General features: G+C 69.6%; 18 protein-coding genes. 4 read left to right on the top strand and 14 right to left on the bottom strand.

What is annotated here, in order from left to right; all coding sequences use genetic code 11:
* Positions 1-4 precede the first annotated feature (4 nt).
* The 10 genes from hypF to OG257_RS00960 are packed head-to-tail and all read right to left on the bottom strand — an operon-like array spanning position 5 to position 9989.
* On the bottom strand, positions 5-2563 hold the full coding sequence (gene hypF / locus OG257_RS01000; protein ID WP_329204092.1) for a carbamoyltransferase HypF: 2559 nt from the start codon (positions 2561-2563) through the stop codon (positions 5-7).
* Positions 2564-2565: 2 nt separating this feature from the next.
* Positions 2566-3096, bottom strand: a complete 531-nt coding sequence (locus tag OG257_RS00995; RefSeq protein ID WP_329204091.1) for a hydrogenase maturation protease — start codon at positions 3094-3096, stop codon at positions 2566-2568.
* Between the two features lie 7 nt (positions 3097-3103).
* The gene (locus OG257_RS00990) at positions 3104-3316 is read right to left on the bottom strand and encodes a hypothetical protein (RefSeq protein WP_329204090.1); all 213 of its coding nucleotides are present in this window, start codon (positions 3314-3316) and stop codon (positions 3104-3106) included.
* A gap of 34 nt (positions 3317-3350) precedes the next feature.
* Positions 3351-3470, bottom strand: coding sequence for a DUF6893 family small protein (locus OG257_RS37195; RefSeq protein ID WP_443054222.1), 120 nt, complete (start codon positions 3468-3470; stop codon positions 3351-3353).
* On the bottom strand, positions 3467-4870 hold the full coding sequence (locus tag OG257_RS00985) for a hypothetical protein (RefSeq protein WP_329204089.1): 1404 nt from the start codon (positions 4868-4870) through the stop codon (positions 3467-3469). Before OG257_RS00985 ends, OG257_RS37195 begins: the two co-directional genes overlap by 4 nt.
* Positions 4867-5508 carry a DUF6084 family protein gene (locus OG257_RS00980; protein ID WP_329204088.1) on the bottom strand — a complete coding sequence of 214 codons (642 nt, stop codon included), beginning with the start codon at positions 5506-5508 and terminating at the stop codon, positions 4867-4869. The genes OG257_RS00985 and OG257_RS00980 overlap by 4 nt, the downstream gene beginning before the upstream one ends.
* Positions 5505-6152, bottom strand: a complete 648-nt coding sequence (locus tag OG257_RS00975) for a DUF5947 family protein (protein WP_329204087.1) — start codon at positions 6150-6152, stop codon at positions 5505-5507. The genes OG257_RS00980 and OG257_RS00975 overlap by 4 nt, the downstream gene beginning before the upstream one ends.
* Positions 6149-7096, bottom strand: a complete 948-nt coding sequence (locus OG257_RS00970; protein WP_329204086.1) for a NifU family protein — start codon at positions 7094-7096, stop codon at positions 6149-6151. The genes OG257_RS00975 and OG257_RS00970 overlap by 4 nt, the downstream gene beginning before the upstream one ends.
* Entirely contained in the window at positions 7096-8889 is a 1794-nt protein-coding gene (locus tag OG257_RS00965; protein ID WP_329204085.1) for a nickel-dependent hydrogenase large subunit, read from the bottom strand. Before OG257_RS00965 ends, OG257_RS00970 begins: the two co-directional genes overlap by 1 nt.
* Before the next feature lie 44 nt (positions 8890-8933).
* Entirely contained in the window at positions 8934-9989 is a 1056-nt protein-coding gene (locus OG257_RS00960; protein ID WP_329204084.1) for a hydrogenase expression protein HypE, read from the bottom strand.
* Between the two features lie 258 nt (positions 9990-10247).
* Here OG257_RS00960 and OG257_RS00955 point away from each other — a divergent pair, with 258 nt between their 5' ends.
* Positions 10248-10577 carry a hydrogenase maturation nickel metallochaperone HypA/HybF gene (locus OG257_RS00955; RefSeq protein ID WP_329204083.1) on the top strand — a complete coding sequence of 110 codons (330 nt, stop codon included), beginning with the start codon at positions 10248-10250 and terminating at the stop codon, positions 10575-10577.
* Positions 10578-10579: 2 nt separating this feature from the next.
* Positions 10580-11377: a hydrogenase nickel incorporation protein HypB gene (hypB, locus tag OG257_RS00950; RefSeq protein WP_329204082.1), complete on the top strand. Its 798-nt coding sequence runs from the start codon at positions 10580-10582 to the stop codon at positions 11375-11377.
* Between the two features lie 22 nt (positions 11378-11399).
* Here the strand turns inward: hypB and OG257_RS00945 are convergent, their stop codons facing one another.
* A complete protein-coding gene (locus OG257_RS00945; protein ID WP_329204081.1) occupies positions 11400-13085 on the bottom strand; it encodes a hydrogenase maturation protein in 1686 nt (561 codons plus the stop codon).
* A gap of 332 nt (positions 13086-13417) precedes the next feature.
* On the opposite strand from OG257_RS00945, the gene OG257_RS00940 reads away from it, so the two are divergent.
* Complete coding sequence (locus OG257_RS00940) at positions 13418-14986, top strand: serine/threonine-protein kinase (protein WP_329204080.1); 1569 nt, start codon at positions 13418-13420, stop codon at positions 14984-14986.
* 122 nt (positions 14987-15108) lie between these two features.
* Here OG257_RS00940 and OG257_RS00935 read toward each other — a convergent pair whose 3' ends face one another.
* Positions 15109-15585: a hypothetical protein gene (locus OG257_RS00935; protein ID WP_329204079.1), complete on the bottom strand. Its 477-nt coding sequence runs from the start codon at positions 15583-15585 to the stop codon at positions 15109-15111.
* A 210-nt stretch (positions 15586-15795) separates the two neighbouring features.
* On the bottom strand, positions 15796-16479 hold the full coding sequence (locus OG257_RS00930) for a TetR/AcrR family transcriptional regulator C-terminal domain-containing protein (RefSeq protein WP_329204078.1): 684 nt from the start codon (positions 16477-16479) through the stop codon (positions 15796-15798).
* A 117-nt stretch (positions 16480-16596) separates the two neighbouring features.
* On the opposite strand from OG257_RS00930, the gene OG257_RS00925 reads away from it, so the two are divergent.
* Positions 16597-17301, top strand: a complete 705-nt coding sequence (locus OG257_RS00925) for a DUF4386 domain-containing protein (protein WP_329204077.1) — start codon at positions 16597-16599, stop codon at positions 17299-17301.
* A gap of 128 nt (positions 17302-17429) precedes the next feature.
* Here OG257_RS00925 and OG257_RS00920 read toward each other — a convergent pair whose 3' ends face one another.
* Positions 17430-18299: an alpha/beta fold hydrolase gene (locus tag OG257_RS00920; RefSeq protein ID WP_329204076.1), complete on the bottom strand. Its 870-nt coding sequence runs from the start codon at positions 18297-18299 to the stop codon at positions 17430-17432.
* Between the last annotated feature and the right edge of the window lie 220 nt (positions 18300-18519).

Here is an 18519-nt window from a genome sequence, read left to right as displayed (position 1 = left end):
GGCGTCAGCCGGCTGCGGCGATCATGAGCTGGCCGAGGGCGATCCCGCCGTCGTTGGGCGGGAGAAGCCGGGGCCGCAGAACGGTGAAGCCGCGCTCGGTGAGGCCGTGTTGGGCCGCCTCGAGCAGCACGGCGTTCTGGAAGACGCCACCGCCCAGGGCCACGGTGTCCAGGCCGGTGCTCGTGCGGCAGAGGTCCGCGAGGTCGACGACCAGGGCGGCGACGGCGGCGTGGAAGCGGGCGGCGATCAGCCCGGCAGGCACCCCGGCCCGTACGTCGGACACCACGGCCCGCACGACCGGGCCCGGATCCGCGACGGCGGGACCCTCGCCCGCGCCGGGCCGGATCGCGAAGCGGTAGCCGTTCTCCGCGGCCAGGGGGTCCGCCGCCTCGCTCCGGGCCAGCCCCTCCAGCTCCATGGCCGCCTCCGCCTCGTACGCCACCTCGTGCCGTACACCTGCCAGGGAGGCGACCGCGTCGAAGAGCCGGCCCATCCCCGACGTCGGCACACAGCCGAAGCCGGTGGCGAACTGGTGCGCCAGCACCTGGCGTTCGGCGGCCGGGCAGGCCAGGACCGCGGGCAGGTCCGCGTCCCAGGAGAGGCCCGCCGCGTGCAGGTGCGCGAGCGCCATCCGGTAGGGCCGCAGCACGCTCGCGTCGCCCCCGGCCAGCGGTACGTAACCCAGGTGCGCGGCCCTGCGGAACGACGCGTAGCCGGCCACCAGGAGCTCACCGCCCCACGCCGCGCCGTCGTCCCCGTGGCCGGTGCCGTCGAAGGCGATGCCGATCACCTGCTCGTCCCGGCCCAGACCGTGCTCCGCCATGACCGACGCGATGTGCGCGTGGTGGTGCTGCACGGTGCGCACGGGCCGCCCCGCCGCACGGTTGCGGGCCCAGTCGCCGGACCGGTAGCCGGGATGGCGGTCCGCGACCAGCAGCGCGGGCACCACCCCGGTGAGTTCTTCGAGGTGCCTCTCCGTGCGGGTCAGGGCGTCGACCGTGGCCAGGTCGTCCATGTCGCCGATGTGCTGGCTCAGCCAGGCATAGCGGCCCTCGCCCAGGGCGCAGGTGTTCTTCAGGTCCGCGCCCACGGCGAGCGTCGGCGGTACGTCGAAGGGCAGCGCGAGCGGCAGCGGGGCATACCCGCGTGAGCGGCGCAGCGGCAGCTCGGCGCCCGCCACGTAGCGGCTGACAGAGTCGTCGCACGGCACATGGATCCGCCGGTCGTGCCGCAGCCAGGCATCGACCAGAGGCGCGAGTACGGTCAGCGCGTCGCCGTCGTCGGTGACGATCGGCTCGCCCGACAGATTGGCCGACGTCATCACCAGCGCGTCCGGGCCCGGGTCGTCGTCACCGATCCCGAAGAGCAGAACGTGCAACGGCGTGTAGGGAAGCAGCAGCCCGAGGTCGGGACAGCCGGGCGCCACGGCGTCGGACACCCCGGCACCGGCGCCGGCCCCTGCGGGACGCCGGGGCAGGAGCACGATCGGGCGACGACCACCGGTCAGAAGCTCTTCCTCGTCCGCCGTGACGGTCACCAGCTGCCGCGCCACGTCGAGGTCCGGGACCATCACCGCGAACGGCTTGCCCCCGCGCCGCTTGCGCCGGCGCAGTTCGGTCACGGCCGCCGCGTTGCGGGCGTCGCACACCAGGTGGTACCCGCCGAGCCCCTTGACCGCGATGATCCCGCCGTCGGCGAGGAGCTTACGGGCGGTGCGCAGCGCGTCCTCGTCACGGGACAGGGGCACCCCTTCGCCGCCGACCAGTTCGAGCCGGGGCCCGCAGTCGGGGCAGGCGACGGGCTGGGCGTGGAAGCGCCGGTCGCCCGGATCCTCGTACTCCGTCCGGCAGGCCGCGCACATCTCGAAGTCCGCCATCGTGGTCGCGGCCCGGTCGTACGGCAGGCCAGTGACGATCGTGAACCGGGGACCGCAGTGCGTGCAGGTGATGAAGGGGTGGCGGTAGCGCCGGTTCGACGGGTCCGCCAGCTCGTCGAAGCAGTCGCCGCAGGTGGCGATGTCGGGCGGGACGAGGGTCCTGGCCCGGTCGGCCGTGCGGGAGTGCTCGATGGTGAAACCCTCGCCGCCGCACGTCGCCAGATCGCTCGTCCGTACGTCCTCGACGACCGCGAGCGGCGGGGCGTCGGCCCGCAGCCTGCGGCCGAACTCCTCCACGGCGCCGGCCGGTCCCTCGACCTCGGCGAGCACCCCGTCGCCCGTGTTCGTCACCATGCCGCTGAGCATCAGTTCGGAGGCGGTGACATACACGAAGGGCCGGAACCCCACGCCCTGCACGACGCCGCGCACCTCGAATCTGCGGCGCACCCGCTCCGCCCGGCCGCGCCCCATCATCTCCAGTCCCGACATGGCCTCGCGGGCCTTCGCCCGGTCGATGAGCTCGACGGCGAAGCCCATGTGGAGAAGCACCCAGTCGTCGCAGCCGGGCGGATCGTCGAGCATTCCGATGTTGACGCGTCGTCGGGCGCCCTCGACATCCACCAGGGCCAGCTGGCCCGCGTAGCCGTCCACGATCTCCACGACGCGGCCAGGAATGCCTAGGCACATGATCAGGATCTCCGGAGTTCGGCGCTCTTCACGGACGTGGTCGGTACGGCGGGGACAAGCTGCCGGACCAGGGTGTGCACTGCCTGGACCGCCTCGGGCACCGCACGGCCGACGGCTTCGCTGAGCCCGATGCCCTCCTCGACCCCGGCGGGTGTACAGCCGACGAGGAAGGTGAGCGGAAGAGTACCGCCCAATTGATCCAGATTTGCCAGGACTGCGACCGGATTCATGCCATGGGCGTCGAATTCACCCGTACCGAGGTCCTCCGGGCCGATGCGGAGGACCGTCACCTCCCCGGGCGCGCCGCCACCCGGGTACGCGTCGACCAGCACCAGCGCGTCGTACCCGTCCAGCAGGTCGTACGCGAGATGCATGCCGCGGATTCCGTAGTCCACGACCCGGACCTGCGGGGGCAGTCCGCCCTCTGCTGCCAGCCGCCGTACGGCCTCCGGGCCGAAGCCGTCGTCGCTCAGGAAGAGATTGCCGATGCCCGCCACCAGTACCCGGGCGGCCGTGTGCGGTGCGTCCGTCATGCTCGGCTCAGCCACCACCGGACCGGAGGTCCGGCGCCTTCGGATGCTTGGCCTCCTTGGGCTGTACGGAGGTGTCGGACCGCGCGTCCGAGGTGCCCGACGGCCGGTGGGCCGGGCCGCCTTCGGGCTGGTCAGAACCGGTGTCGCGGGAGCCCATCGGGCCCCGTTCCTCCTGCGGCTCCTCCTGGACCCCGCTGTTCTTCTCCGGTGTGTCCGCCATGGGGTGCTCCTCACTCACATACTCGGGTCGGGATTCACATCGAACGGATGCGCAGGTAGCGGCGGATGTCGGGGATCGACCTGATCGCGACCCCCAGGGAGACGGCCGCAACGGCAGCCCCCACGACGGCGGTGATGAAGCCCAGGCTCTTCACGATCGGTTCTCCTCTCGGTACGGCGCCGACTCCTCGACGCTCAGGGGTGTCAGCTCGTCGGGCGCGAAGTAGAAGTAGCGGCCGTACCAGTCGTGCAGGTCGGACGCCGGGTCGTCGACGAGGACCAGGGCGACGTGCGTACCGCCGTCCACGTCCGCGAGCACCGCGGTCACCCGGGCCACCTGGCCGGCGAAGAACAGGTCCTGTGCGTCCGCCCGCCGCGAGGGATGGACGCGGACCAGGCTGCCCTTGGCCACCCGCACCCCGTCGATGACCACCGCGTCGCTCTCCGGCCGGACCGAGGCGTCGGCCGCCGGATCCCACCAGGGCGCGCCCGCGGTGTCGAAGGCGGCGGGCTCCACGTCCCGCACATCGCCGGGCGGGCCCACGAGAGCGGCGGGCTGCGGAGCGTGCGGGTCGCGCAGCAGGCCGTGCAGCTGCTGGAGACCGGCGGGCGACATCCCGTCGCACCGGTCGATGATCTCCCCGGCCCGGGGGTCGGTGGCGCGCGCCTCGGCCTTCTCCTCCTCCGTCATGGTCATCACGCGGAGGGTCAGGATCTCGTCGATCTCGGTCGAGTCGAACAGGGCGCCCGGACTCTGCTCGGCGACCTCCGGGTAGTCGTACAGGATGATCGGTGCACCGAGCAGGGTGTCCGTCGATCCCTTCGGACCGGCCAGCACGGGCCAGCACCTGTGCTGCCGGCACCGCCCGGCGGCCGAAGCCGCTTCGGCGGGCGGTTCGAGCAGCGAGACGAACGCGGCGTCGTGCGCGCCGAGGAGCAGATGCGCCCCGATCAGCGAGGCCCGGATCGCGGCGTCCTTGCTGTCCGCCGGCTCCGGGTGCTCGTTGGTGACGCTCACGGTCAGGCGTACACAGCCCTCGTCCATGACGGCATGCGTACGGATACGGACCACGAGAGGCAGCCGCCGCCGCACGATCCGGCCCACCACCGCGCCCCGCGCGTCGGTGACGGGCTCGGAGTCCTCGCCGCCCGCCACCTCGTGCACGGAGTCGGCCGGCTCGTCCAACGGCAGCGCGGCCAGGACGACTTCGCGCTCCACCGCCTCGTCCCAGGACATCACGGAGACCCCGTCGACGGTGAGCTGGTCCACCGGCACCTCGGCCCCGTCCTCACCCGTGCTCCGCACCTCGCGGACCTGGAGCTGGAGGAAGCGCAGATGTACGGTGACGGCCGCCGGCCCGTCCTGCGGTGCCAGCAGGCACTGCATCTCCATCCCGGATTCCTCGCCGAAACTCGCCGCCGTGGCATGCGGCGGCCCCAGGACGCCGAACTGCCAGCGCGAGCGGTTCTTGTGCGAACTGGCGCGGTACGGGTAGAGGAGGTATCCCTCGTACAGCACGGCGTCGGCGATCGTACGCACCTGGTCAAGACTCACAAGGCCACCTCGTCGTGCTCGGCCAGGAGGGCCTGCACCGTCTCGTCCCAGCTGATCAGCCCGCGCCGGGCCCGGAAGTCCGCGAAGCGCGCGAGGACGTCGTGGTCCAGCCTGATCCAGCCGGTGTTGGGGAAGTGCGACGCCACCAAGTGCCGCCACACCGCGACCGGCATCTGATACCGGGCCTCGCAGTCCCACGGCACCCGTTCGACCCCGAAGCCCTCGCTGCCCCGGGTGAAGACCGTGCCGGAGAACATCAGGACGAGCGGCACCGCGCCCTCGCCCAGCGCATGCAGATAGCGGGAGCCGACCACATCGAAGTCGTACGTGCACGGCAGGGCGAGATCGACGTCGGTGGCGCCGCTGAACCCTTGCACCGTCGTGTCACAGCTCATCCACTGGAACGGCTTCAAGGTGTCCGTCCAGCGCTCCCGGCCACCGAACAGGCCCTGGAGGCCGCTCTGTTCGGTCTCGTCGTAGTGACGCCGCTGGGGCTCGATGCGCACCTGGCAGTGCAGGGCGACGGCATGGATCCGCAGACCCGTCCGCTCCTCGATCCGCAGCCGCGCGGTCAGTTGCGGCGCGGCCGCGTACGGATCGGCGGCGATGTCCAGCACGGAGAACGCGAAGTCGCTCACGGTGCCCCGATCCCGGCGGGCCGGCTGCGGTCCGCCACCTGCGCGAAGAACGCGTCCATCGCGGCAAGAGCCTCGGATCCGCCGTCGAAACCCCGCCACAGCGTGCGCAGTTGACCCACCAACTCGTAACAGGCGTCGATCGGCACGAGGTGACACGATCCGCAGCCGTCCTGGGTGCGCCGGATGAGCAGGGCCTCGACATCGGGACGCAGCACGGCAAGCTCCGGGCTCGCCTCGACGACGGTCTCCCAGGCATCGAGGGGGAGTTCAGACTCGGTGGCCCCGGCAGGACCCGGGTAGAACGCGACCATGCGGTCCTGCACGGAGTTGCGGAACAGGAAGGCGAGCCCCACGGGGATCTGCAACTCGTCCCAGGCACGCCCGTCCACGGTCAGCCCGGCGAAATGCAGATAGCGCTCAGGAACCGCCCGGTAGCGCAACTCCGCGTTCTCGTCGGTGAACAGCAGATAGCAGGCCCGGCACCCGCACATCAGAGCGCGGCTGTCGAGGTTCACCACGTGGGAATGGGTCTCGCCGATCGGTTCCGCACACATCTCGCAGCGCTCCCCGGCAGGCGGCTGCGGCCGGTTGCGTGTGAGCCGCAGCAGGATGGCGGCCGGGGAGGCGGCACGGGCAGCGATCACGGTGCCACCGCCGCGGGCACCGATACGGAGACGACGGCGCCGTCCGAGAGCAGGGGCAGCGGTGCCAGATGCACGCCGTCGGCGTCGAGGCAGACCCCGGCCCGCCGCACGTCGTAATGCGCGTGGCACCGGGCGCAGCGCAGGACCGCGTCGCCGGATCCGCCGCCCAGACGCCGCGCCAGTGTGGCGCCCTCGAACGGCTGCTCGCAGCGCGCGCACCGGTCCTCGAAGGCGAAGAGGTCGGAGCCCACCCGGCACACCACCACCGGCATCCTGCCGACTCCGACCCGGGCCACGGTGCCCGGCTCCAGCCCCGACAGCTCAGGCACGACTTCCCACGACGCACCGTCGTCGCCGGGTGCCCCGGTCTCCGCGTGCAGCCGGGCGAACAGCGAGTCCACCGGCATCAGCGGTCCCGCCGCTCCGGCAGCCTCCTTGTCGGCCGCCGTCTCCACCTCGATCGAGGTGATCTCCGGAGCCGCCGCCTCCACCGCACCCTGCACGGCCAGCTTCAGCGTGACCGAGGAGGACGGGCAGCCGTCGCAACTGCCCAGCAGCCGCAAGCGGACGGTGCCCTCGTCGGTGACGGCGAGCAGTTCCACATCACCGCCGTGCGACCCCAGATACGGGCGCACGCCCTCCAACGCCTTCTCGACCCGGGTCTCCACGTCGTACGGGTGGAGCCCGTGCACCAGCAGGACACTCGCCACCAGCTCGTCACCTGCCAGCGCGGCCAGGACGCCGTCGTCCAGCCGCCCCTGCTCGTGCACCAGATCCAGCAGCCGTTCGAGTCCGGCGCCGTAGAAATCGGCGACGAGCCGTACCAGTTCCTCGCTGCGCTCTCGGGCGACCGCGCCGCCCGAGCCACTGGCGGCGATCAGGGTGTCGATGCGTTCACCGGTCGTCCGCCAGTCGGGCGTGGCCGGTGTCTCCTCCGCCGCCATCACTCGCTGCCCGCGGACTGGGTGGGGGAGTGCAGGAGTTCCAGCTTCTTGCCCTCGCCCAGATACATGTGCACTCCGCAGGGCAGACAGGGGTCGAAGCTGCGCACCGTACGCATGATGTCGATGCCCTTGAAGTGCTCCCGGTCGTTCTCCTCGAAGATCGGCTGCCCCTGCACGGCGTCCTCGTAGGGACCGGGCGTGCCGTAGGTGTCACGGGGGCTCGCGTTCCACGGAGTCGGCGGGTACGGGTGGTAGTTGGCGATCTTGCCGTCCCGGATCACCATGTGGTGCGAGAGGACACCGCGCACCGCCTCGGTGAATCCGCAGCCCACACCCTCCTCGGGCACCTCGAACTTCTCCCAGGTCTTGGTGTTCCCGGACCGGATCTCCACGAGAGCCTTCTCCGCGAAGTGGAGCGCGCAGGCCGCCGCATAGGCCTGGAAGTAGCTCCGCGCCCGGTTGCGCTCGATGGTGTTGCTCCACTTCGGGACGTGCCACTCCAGCTCCACCGGCCCCTTGAGGGCGGTCTTGGGGAGGTTGATCTTGACGCTGTGGCCGGTGGCCTGGATGTAGCCGATGTCGACCAGGCCGGCCAGCGCCGTGGTCCACAGACGTGCGAGCGGCCCGCCGCCGGTGTCCAGGGCCAGGTAGTCCTTGCCGTCGAACCACCGCGGCGACATGACCCAGCTGTACTTGTCGTCCAGGTCCCGCTTCTGCGGCTGCGGGTTGGTGTGCTGGTTCCACGGGTGACGGCGGTCGACCGGATTGCCGAGCGGGTCGTGGGAGACGAAGGTCTCCTGCTCGTCCCAGTCGTTGTAGTACGACGAACCGAGCAGGATCCGGATGCCGAGGTTGATCTTGACCAGGTCGGTGGTGACCAGCTTCCCGTCGACGACGACACCCGGGGTGACGTACATCTTCCGGCCCCAGTCGGTCATGTCCTTGTACTCGAAGTTGCAGTGCTCCGGGTCCTGGAAGGAGCCCCAGCAGCCCAGCAGGATGCGCCGGTTGCCGACCATCTCGTAGCCCGGCAGGGCCTCGTAGAAGAAGTCGAACAGGTCGTCGTGCATCGGCACGACCTTCTTCATGAACTCGACGTACCGCTGGAGCCGGGTGATGTAGTCCGTCATCAGCTGGATCGTCGCCACGGTGCCGACGCCGCCCGGATAGAGCGTGGAGGGATGGACGTGCCGCCCTTCCATCAGGCAGAACATCTCCCGGGTCATCCGGCTGACCTGGAGCGCCTCGCGGTAGAACTCGCCCGTGAACGGGTTCAGGGACCGCATGATGTCGCCGATGGTCCTGTACCCGTGGGCGTCGGCGTGCGGGGAGGGGGTGCGATTGGCCTGCTCCAGCACCCCGGGGTTGGTCTCCGCGACCATCTTCTCGCAGTAGTCGACGCCTACCAGGTTCTCCTGGAAGATGTTGTGGTCGAACATGTACTCCGCGGCCTCGCCGAGATTCACGATCCATTCACCGAGGTGCGGGGGCTTCACCCCGTACGCCATGTTCTGCGCGTAACAGGAACACGTGGCGTGGTTGTCACCACAGATTCCGCAGATTCTACTCGTGATGAAGTGCGCGTCCCGCGGGTCCTTCCCCTTCATGAAGACCGAATAGCCGCGGAAGATGGAACTGGTGCTGTGGCACTCGGCGACCACCTTCTGCTTGAAGTCGATCTTCGTGTAGATGCCCAGGCTGCCGACGATCCGGGTAATGGGATCCCACGCCATTTCGACCAGGTCGTCCTTGCCCCGGCCGCCTCCGGCACCCTTGTGCTGGGTCGCGGTCATGCGCCGCCTCATCTTTCTGTCCGTTGCGGTGATTGCGCGGTCAATTACCAGGTGCGTGTGGCACCGGTCTTGAGTTCGCGGCCGGGCTTACGCCATTTCGGTTCGCGGTCCAGGGTGTGCGTGGTGATGTCGCGCAGGCGCCGCATCGTCGACCCGTACAGTCCGACCGCGTTGGTCGAGAGCTTTCCGCCGGGAGGTTCGTCCATGAACGGCATGAACTTGTCCGGGAACCCGGGCATGGTGCAGCCGATGCAGATGCCACCGACGTTGGGGCAGCCACCGATGCCGTTCATCCAGCCTCGCTTGGGCACATTGCACTTGACCGTGGGTCCCCAGCAGCCCAGCTTGACGATGCACTTCGGTGAGCCGTACTCCGTCGCGAAGTCGGCCTGCTCGTAGTAGCCGGCCCGGTCACAGCCTTCGTGAACCGTCGCCCCGAACAGCCACGTCGGTCGCAGCGCGTCATCGAGCGGAATCATCGGCGCCTGGCCCGTGGCCATGTAGAGCAGATAGGTCAGCGTCTCCGACAGGTTGTCCGGCTGGATCGGGCACCCGGGGACGCACACGATCGGGATCCCGGCCTTGGACTTCCAGTCCCACCCCAAGTAGTCGGGGACCCCCATCGCGCCCGTGGGGTTGCCCGCCATGGCGTGGATGCCGCCGTACGTCGCGCAGGTGCCCACCGCGACGACCGCGGTCGCCTTCGGGGCGAGCCGGTCGAGCCACTCGCTGGTCGTCATCGGCTGGCCGGTGGCCGGGTCGTTGCCGAAACCGCACCAGTACCCGTCATCGTGCAGGCGCTCATTCGGAATCGACCCCTCGACCACCAGGACGAACGGTTCCAGCTCGCCGCGGTCGGCCTTGAAGAACCATTCGAGGAAGTCGTCGGCGCCGCCATTGGGACCGCACTCGAAATCGATGAGCGGCCAGTGCACAGCGACATTCGGAAGCCCGGGCAGGGCGCCCAGGGCGATCTCTTCGATGCTCGGCTGAGTGGCGGCCGTCAGAGAAACAGAATCTCCGTCGCAGCTCAGCCCTGCGTTGATCCACAGAACATGGATCAAGGTGTCCTCGGCCTTTACCGCTTCCTCTGTCGGCATCGCACTGCCGCCTTTCAGAATGACGGCCCAACGGCCGTTGGCCCCACGTATGGGTTCACGCACATTGCTACCATCACGCCTCGATTCGACGATTCCGGCAACACGGCATATCCATCGTCCGCCTCAGTCCGGGGGACCGAGCGACCTCATGACGAGGGCCGGTCGGGTGATCCGGCCGTGCGACCGGGCCGGTCCGCCGTCCTTGCGGCCACCTTGTGCCCCTACATTCGGAGCGACCCGCAGAAGGAGGTGGCAGCGGTGCACGAGCTGGCCATCACACAGAGCGTCGTCGACGCGGTGTGCGAACGCGCCGCAGGGCGTCCGGTCCACTCGGTGTGCGTACGCGTGGGCGCCCTCACCGCCGTGGTGCCCGACGCGATGCGCTTCTGCTTCGGGCTGGTCACGGAGGGAACGACCGCCGAGGGGGCACGGCTGGAGATCGACCAGCCACCCGGCACAGGCCGCTGCCGCACCTGCACCGTCGAATTCACCTTGGCCGACCTGATTCTGCTGTGCCCCTGCGGCAGTGCGGATGTGGAGATCACATCGGGACAGGAACTGCAGATCGTTTCCATGAAAGTGGGCTGAACATGTGCGCTACGTGCGGCTGCTCCGAGGAGTCCGGCGGAACCAGGATTGTGATGCTGCGGGAGGACGACGCACCCGACCATCCGCATCCGCACCCGCACCCGCACCCGCACCCGCACCCGCACCCGCACGAGCGTGCGCAGGCGAACGGCACCGGTGAGACCGTCACCATCGAGCAGAAGGTGCTGGCCAAGAACAACCTCGTCGCGGAGGTAAACCGGACCTGGCTGACCGACCGCGGGGTCGCGGCCGTGAACATGATGAGCTCACCAGGGGCGGGCAAGACGACACTCCTGGAACGCACCATCACCGATCTGGGCGGACGCCGGCCGGTGGCCGTCATCGAGGGCGATCAGGAGACCCGACTCGACGCCGACCGGATCAGGAGTACGGGCTGCGCCGTGGTACAGGTCAACACCGGTGCGGGGTGCCATCTCGACGCGGAGATGATGCAGAACGCCCTCACGGCCCTGTCCCCGGCGGCGGGCTCGCTGCTCATGGTCGAGAACGTCGGGAATCTGGTGTGCCCCGCCCTGTTCGATCTGGGGGAGCGCAGCAAGGTCGTGATCATCTCGGTCACGGAGGGCACGGACAAGCCACTGAAGTATCCGTACATGTTCGCTGCCGCCGACCTGATCCTCATCAACAAGGCCGATCTGCTGCCCTACGTCGACTTCGACGTCGAGCAGTGCGCGCGCCACGCACGCTCGGTCAACCCGGCCGTACGCGTGCTGACGGTCTCCGCGACCACCGGCGAGGGACTGGATCAGTGGTACGACTGGCTCGCCGAACAGCAGTAGAAGCTGCGCCGCCGGGCCGCGGTCACACCCGGGCGCGTGCGGGCCCCGCCGCGGAGCCGGGTGCGGGCCCTTCCTTGCGTACGAAGGACCCACGCAGCCCGTGGTACGGATGGTGGGGGTCCGCGAAGATGCGCCGCATCCGGGCGAGTTCGGCCGCACGGTAGGGCGTCAGGTCGATCTGGTCCCGCTCCGCCTTCTTGGCGTTGATACGGAACTGCGTCGCGGGCAGCGCGGCCAGGCGGGCCGCCCGGGCGCCGACCTCCGAGTCGAAAACCTCGGGTGCACACGCGATCACACTGTCGACGAGCCCGAGGCCGTGGGCGGCCGCGGAGCTGACCGGCAGCGCGTCCTGCATGAGCCGCTCGGCCGCCGCCGCTCCGACCCGCCGCGGCAGCGAGTACGTCCAGTACTCCGACCCGTACAGCCCCATCAGGCGATAGTGCGGATTGAGCACCGCACCCGCCCTGCACCACACCTCGTCGGCGGCGAGGGCGAGCATCACCCCGCCCGCCGCGGCGTTTCCGGCCACAGCGGAGACAACGAGCCGGTCCGTGGTGGTCAGCACCGCTTCCACCAGATCGTCGATCGCGTTGATGTTGGCCCAGGACTCGGCGCCCGGATCGTCCGCCGCCTCGATCACGTTGAGGTGAATGCCGTTGGAGAAGAAGTCCCGGCCGCCCCCGAGAACCAGCACCGAAGTAGGCCGGGAACAGGCGAACCGGTACGCGCGCAGCAGCCGCCGGCACTGCTCCGTACTCATTGCGCCACCCCGGAACGAGAACGACAGAAGGCCGGTGCCCGCCTCCTCCCGGTAACCGATCTCGGCCCATGTGTCCTCGTGGCCGTTCCGGTGCAGCGGAGCCGCCAGCGCCAGCACGGCGGACAACCGCCCTGCCAGCGCCACGGTGGCGGGGAGCTTGAAGGTGGCCGGACCGCCCGGCGCCCGCCGTGGCCGCAGCTCGGGGATCCACACCGCGCCGTCAGTGGTCGCCCGGCAGATGGCACCGTCCCGGGTGGCCACGATCTCCCCCGGGCGCCCGCTCAGCCGGGGCTCGGGATACCCGCCGTGCAGGAACCACTCATCGCCCAGCACTTCGTCCAGCACACCGGGCTGGGAGTCAGCCGCTCTGAGTTTGCGAACAACCGTCGAGGTGGAGTCCACCTGCCAGTCGATGCGCCGCAGTGACTGGCGGAACAACGGTCGGCACCGGCCGGCTCCCGCGTCCTGGGGCGATGGCTTGTACGTCCCGGAGGCGAAGCGTCCGACGGCCAGGAGTACCGCCGCCATGGCAGCGTCCGAGACCTCGTTGCGGTACAGGTCGCTCTTGCCCACCGGGGGCAACGCGCAGGACACGGACGCCCAGACGTCGCCGGCGTCCATCTCCGCGTTCGCCTGCAGCACGGTCACGCCCCAGCGATCCGCGCCCTCGTGGACCGCCCAGTCGAGGGAGGAGGGCCCGCGGTCGCCGACCGGCCCGGGATGCACGATGAGACAGGTGTGGAGCGACCACACGTCCTCGGGAATCGCGCTCCTGAGATAGGGCGCCACAACAAGGTCCGGGGCCTCCTGGCGGACGGCTTCCCGGACGGAGCCGCCCCCGTCCTCGTGCACGATCCGCACGGCCACTGAGTGTCCGTGGTCCCTGAGCTCGGCCTGGACACGTTGGGTGAGGCTGTTGAAGGCGCTTGCGAGAAGCAGGATATGCACGGTGATCACTCCCGGGTGGCTGGGTCCGTTCGGAGCGAGCGTGAAGGTGGATCCGTACTCACGGAACACAACGGGCTCGGGAATGCCGAGATTCACTCAAAAGTGCGAATCCTCGACGAGGGGCCCATGGAGCTGCCCGGGCGGGCATGACTGGGCCACCGCAATGCCGGGCCGAGACATGCCGGCATGCGGCTGCCTGGATCAGAACTGCCGGGGCGGTAGCGGCGTCCTGGGTAGGGGTAGAGGTTTCAGCACAGTAATGGGGCATGGGGCTACGAGGGTTTCGCGATCTGCGGGTAGGGCGCGGAGTTCTTCGCTCGAAGGGGGGCAGCGTGGAGGAGTTGCAGGCCGGGGATCCGCGGGTGGTCGGGCCGTACCGGTTGCTGAAGAGGCTGGGTGGGGGCGGGATGGGGCAGGTGTTTCTGGGCCGTTCCCGCGGTAGTCGGCTGGTGGCGGTGAAAGTGGTGCGGCCGGAGCTGGCAATGGGCGCCGGCTTCCGACGGCGTTTCGCGCGCGAAGTAGCGGCCGCACAGCGGGTCGGCGGCTTCTACACCGCACACGTCGTGGACGCCGACCCTTCCGCCGATCCGCCGTGGATGGCCACCGCGTACATTCCCGGCCCCTCGTTGCAACAGGCCGTCGGGCAAAACGGCCCGCTGCCGGAGCGTGCGTTGGGGCTGTTGACTGCCGGGCTTGCGGAAGGGCTGGCCGCCGTACACAGCCGCGAGACGTTGCACCGTGACCTGAAGCCGGCCAACGTCCTGCTGGCAGCCGACGGCCCCCGGCTGATTGATTTCGGCATTGCCCGGGCGGTGGAAGACACACACCTCACCGGCACAGGAATGGCCATCGGGACGCCCGGGTTCATGGCTCCGGAGCACCTTCTGGGAAATCGAGCCGGGCCGGCCTCGGACGTGTTCTCTCTCGGCGTCGTGATCGCCTACGCGGCGACCGGCCGCCTCCCTTTCGGAGCGGGCCTCCCGCACTCGGTGAACTACCGGGTGGTGCACGAGCGTCCAGACCTGTCGGGGCTGCCTGCGGCCCTGGCCTCGTTGGTGGCGGACTGCCTGGCCAAGGACGCCTCGCGACGTCCGACCGTGGAACAGATCCTCGACCAGGTGGTCATCCCGGAGGAGACGGGAATCTCGTGGCTGCCGCCCACCCTCGCCACAATGATCGCCGAGCGAGACATCAACCCTCCGACGCGGGACGACACCGCTACCCCGGAGACAGAGACCGAGACACAGACCGAGACCGAGACAGAGCCGGAGGCGGACACCGGGGACGCAGCCGACCGGGGGCGTCCGAATCAGCGCGAGGGCAAACCGGAGGTCCTCCGCCATGTCAACGCGCTGCTCCGCCTGGCGAATCTGGAGATGGACGCAGGGAGTCTGGACGTGGGGCGCAAGTTGTTCCACCAGGCCATCGAGGCTGGCGGCACCGCTGAGCAGACGGCCGACGCACGCAACGGCTTGGGCTGGCACGAGACGCAGGCCGGGAATCTGGACGAGGGGCGCAGGCTGTACCAGGAAGTCGTTGCATCCGGCCCTCTCTGGCACAAGAGCTGGGCGCTCAACTGCTGGGGGCTGCTGGAAAGAGATGCGGGAAACGTCGAGGACGCCCGCAGCCTCCTTGGCCAGGCGATCGATACCGGCCAGTGGGGCATTGTCATGGCAGCGTCGTGGAACCTGGCCGTTCTGGAGGTGTGGGCCGGGAATCTGGAGGAGGCGCGCAGGCTGCTTCAGCAGAGCACCGAGGCCGACGGCTCAGCTGAGCAGAGGGGCGATGCACTCCTGTACTGGGCCGACGTGGAACGCGACGCCGGGAACCACGAACGCGCTCGTCAGCTTTACCAACAAGTTCTTGACTTGAAGGAGCCACCCGCCACTAGCGGCAGTTGAGTCGGTGGTTGTGGGGTAGAACGCGCGTTCCGCTGGCGGACTTCCCTGGCCACGCGGTACAAGCGGGAAAGCAGGACGACCCCGCGCACAAGACGTCGAGGCCGGCCCGCCGAAGGGGCGAGTTACGAGGCGCCTGTTCCCTGGTTCTGGTAGGAGGCGGCTCTTGTGGCTACTAGGGTGCCGTTGGCGGCCGGGTCCTGCGGCGCGGGAAGTACTTTCTCGCTGCTGCACATCAACTGAACCTTGTCGGCCGCGGCCAGGGTCACCACTCCCGTGGCACTCAACGATGCCTCGTTGTAGCCACTGCCACGAGGTGTTGTCATGGTGGGGCCGCCTGTCACGTAGCAGCTCGCCTTGTCCGCGTAGATCAAGTGGGCGGAGCCGGTCACGGTGTAGGTCCCTGCCGGAAGTGACAAAGCGACTACCTGAGCGTTGGTCGTGCCGATCGAGTGCACCGCTGTGGCCTTGTAGACATCACCCGGGGTTGCGGCGGCGGCCGACTGGGAAGCGGTCGCAGTGGCTGCCGTGTAGGTGACTCCCAGCGCGGCGATGGCGACGGCCGCGACTACGACGGCTCTGAACTTGACGGCCCTACGCATGACTCATTGCCCCCTGAACGAGTTTTGGATCAACGGGCGCCAAAGTACCGCCCGCACAGTTTCGTCGGGGGAAGTTCGTAACAAGTGCTCGAGCCGTCACCTGAAGGTAGATGTTGTTGCGGCAACTTCACTGACCAGGGTGTGACTGAAACCGAGGGCCAATGACTCGACGAGTTTGATGAGATCCAGAGGCCCCCGGCGCCTGACCTGCTACGTCTTCCGCGCGGACGTCCAGCCCTGGCGGCGGAGGCTTTCGAAGCCGTCCAGGAGGAGGTCCAGGGCGAATTCGAACTCTAACTGGTCGTCGCAGCCGCCACCGACCGTGGAGCCCCCGTCGTGTGCGGCCGTCGCGGCCAGTTCCGCGATGTGCGGGTAGTGCTCAGCCAGCGCGGGGTCCGGCGGGCCGGAGGGGCCCGAGGTGTCGAACAGTTCCTGGCTGAAGCCGAGCAGGCGGCTGCCCATTGCGTGCATGACGTGGTGCGTGAGGTCCGCGGAGAGGCCGCCGTCCCGGAAGGCCCCGGCCATCGAGTCCAGATACGCCAGCACGGCCGGGGTGGGGCCGGTCCGGGACTCGATGACCCGGACCGCCCAGGGATGGCGCAGCAGGACCCGGCGGGCCGAGAGGATCCGGCCGCGGACCACGCGCTGCCAGTCGGGGCCCGCTGCCGGCGGGTCGATCTCGCCGACGACCGCGTCGGCCATGCCGTCGAGCAACTCCTCCTTGTTGGCCACGTGCTTGTACAGGGCCATCGGTACGACGTCCAAGTCCTGCGCGAGCCTGCGCATGCTGAGCGCGTCGATGCCGGAGGCGTCGGCGAGCGCGACGGCGGCGCGCAGGACGCGATCCCGGTTCAGCGGAGTCCGTTGCGTGTGCGTTGCTTCCTGCCGGGTCATTCCGGTCCGGCCCCTTCCATCCTCGAACGCCCTCTCCTTGACGAGTGTACGCCGTACACCTATGGTTCCTGCCAGGTGTACGGCGTACACCATCATCGAGCTAGGGGTACCGAGAAGATGAGTCCGGACCGAAGAACCGCGGTGGCCGCCGGGTCGCTGTTCCTGCTGACCGAGGTCGCCGCGATAGCCGGCGCGGTCCTGTACCGCCCCCTGCTGGGCGCGGCGGACGGCCGGCTCGCGCAGGGCGCCGACACGCAGGCGCTGCTCGGGGTGCTCTGCGAGGTGGTGCTGGTGGTGGCGGTCGCCGGTACCGGGGCGGCACTGTTCCCGGTCCTACGGCGCCACGGCGAGGGGCTCGCGCTCGGGTACGCCTTCGGGCGGCTGCTGGAGGCGGCCGTCATCGCCCTCGGAATCGTCGCCGTGCTGGCGCTCGTCACCCTGCGACGGGACGCGGGGACGGCCGCCGGCGCCGACGTTGCGCTGGCCGCCGTGCACGACTGGACGTTCCTGCTCGGGCCCAACATCGCCCTCGGCCTCAACACCGTCCTGCTTGCGTACCTGGCGTACCGCGCACGGCTCGTACCGCGCTTCATCGCCCTGCTCGGTTTGATCGGTGGGCCGCTGATCTGCGCCTCGGCCGTCGCCGTGATGTTCGGGGTCTACGCGCAGCTCTCCGTGGCGGGGTCGGTCGCCGCGCTCCCGGTGTTCGCCTGGGAGCTGGGGCTGGCCGGGTGGCTGATCGTCAGGGGGTTCGGACCCGGCTCCGGCGCCGTGCCCCGAGCAGACGGAGAAGTGGCTGATCCGGCCGGTGCACGCCGGTGAGGCCGACCAGACCCTGACACCGGTTCCGAGCGGCGGCAACCACGCGCGTGAGCCGTGGACGAGTGGCGCCGATGTGGCTCGGCGCTGTGAGCGCAGCGGTATCCGGAACCACTCGCCCAACCGTGGTGCTACGAGGCGCCGTCAAGAACCTCACGCAGCCGCTGTCCGAACTCGTCCGGCTTTCCTGGATAGCCGAACTCACCGTCCAGGAATCCGCCGTGATGGCTCGGGAACACGGTCACCCCCAGGTTGAGCAGTTCGGCGGTCGCGACAGAGGTACGCCCGGTCTCCACGTCCTTGGACTCCTCGCCCAGGGCGATCACCACGCGGGTCGCGGCCCTCGCGATCGCGTCGACGTCCGGACGGTAGCTGCTGATCGCCCACGACCGGTCGGAGAGCAGCGGATTGTCGCGCGAGCCGTCATCATCGGTGGGCATGCCGAACGCGGCGGGATCGGCATCGGGCTGCGCGAAGTACGCGTCGGTGAACTCGCCCTCCCAGGAGGTCATGGCCACGAACGCAGCCATTCCGGCCCCCCAGCCACGCTTCTCGTAGGCATCCCGGACACGAGCCCGCGCCCGCACGGCCGCCGGGCCGTCCGGGGTGAGGGTGATAAGCGGCGGTTCATGAGCGACCAGGGTGGTCACATCACCGGGGTACTTCGCCACGACAGCGAGGGCGGTGACCGCGCCGCCACTGCTGGCGAACATCTCCACCGGCCCGGCCCCGAGCGCCTCGATGACGGCGTGTACGTCATCGGCCTGGACTTCCGGGGTGTGGTCGACCCGTCCGTCCTTGCGGATACTGCGACCGAGTCCGCGCGGGTCATACGTGGCAACGGTCCGCTCCGGGAAGCGTGCCGCGAGCGCGGCGAAACCGGTGGCGTCCATGGGCTGACCGATCATGAGCAGCGGCGGGCGCCCGCCGTCGGTCGGCAAGGGCCCACGAACGTCGTAGACGAGGTCCGCGCCGGCTGTCTCAAGCGTGTAGGTCTTCATACCTGTACAGACCGGTCCCGCCCCAGAAACTCATCGGCCCAGGCACACCTTCCCTCTGCCAGCCGTGCGCGGAGCGTCCTTCGGGTCCCGGAGCGTCGACCGTACGCTTGTGGTGACCGTCGGCAATCGGCCCCGCTGAGCGCCGCCCTGCTGCCGGAGCTCATGCGCGATGCGCCGACCGAGGCCTCGGCGTGTCAACGCGAACCAACCACGAGGTCGT

Source organism: Streptomyces sp. NBC_00683 (assembly GCF_036226745.1).
GTDB lineage: Bacteria > Actinomycetota > Actinomycetes > Streptomycetales > Streptomycetaceae > Streptomyces.
This window is presented reverse-complemented; position numbering and strand designations above follow the sequence as displayed.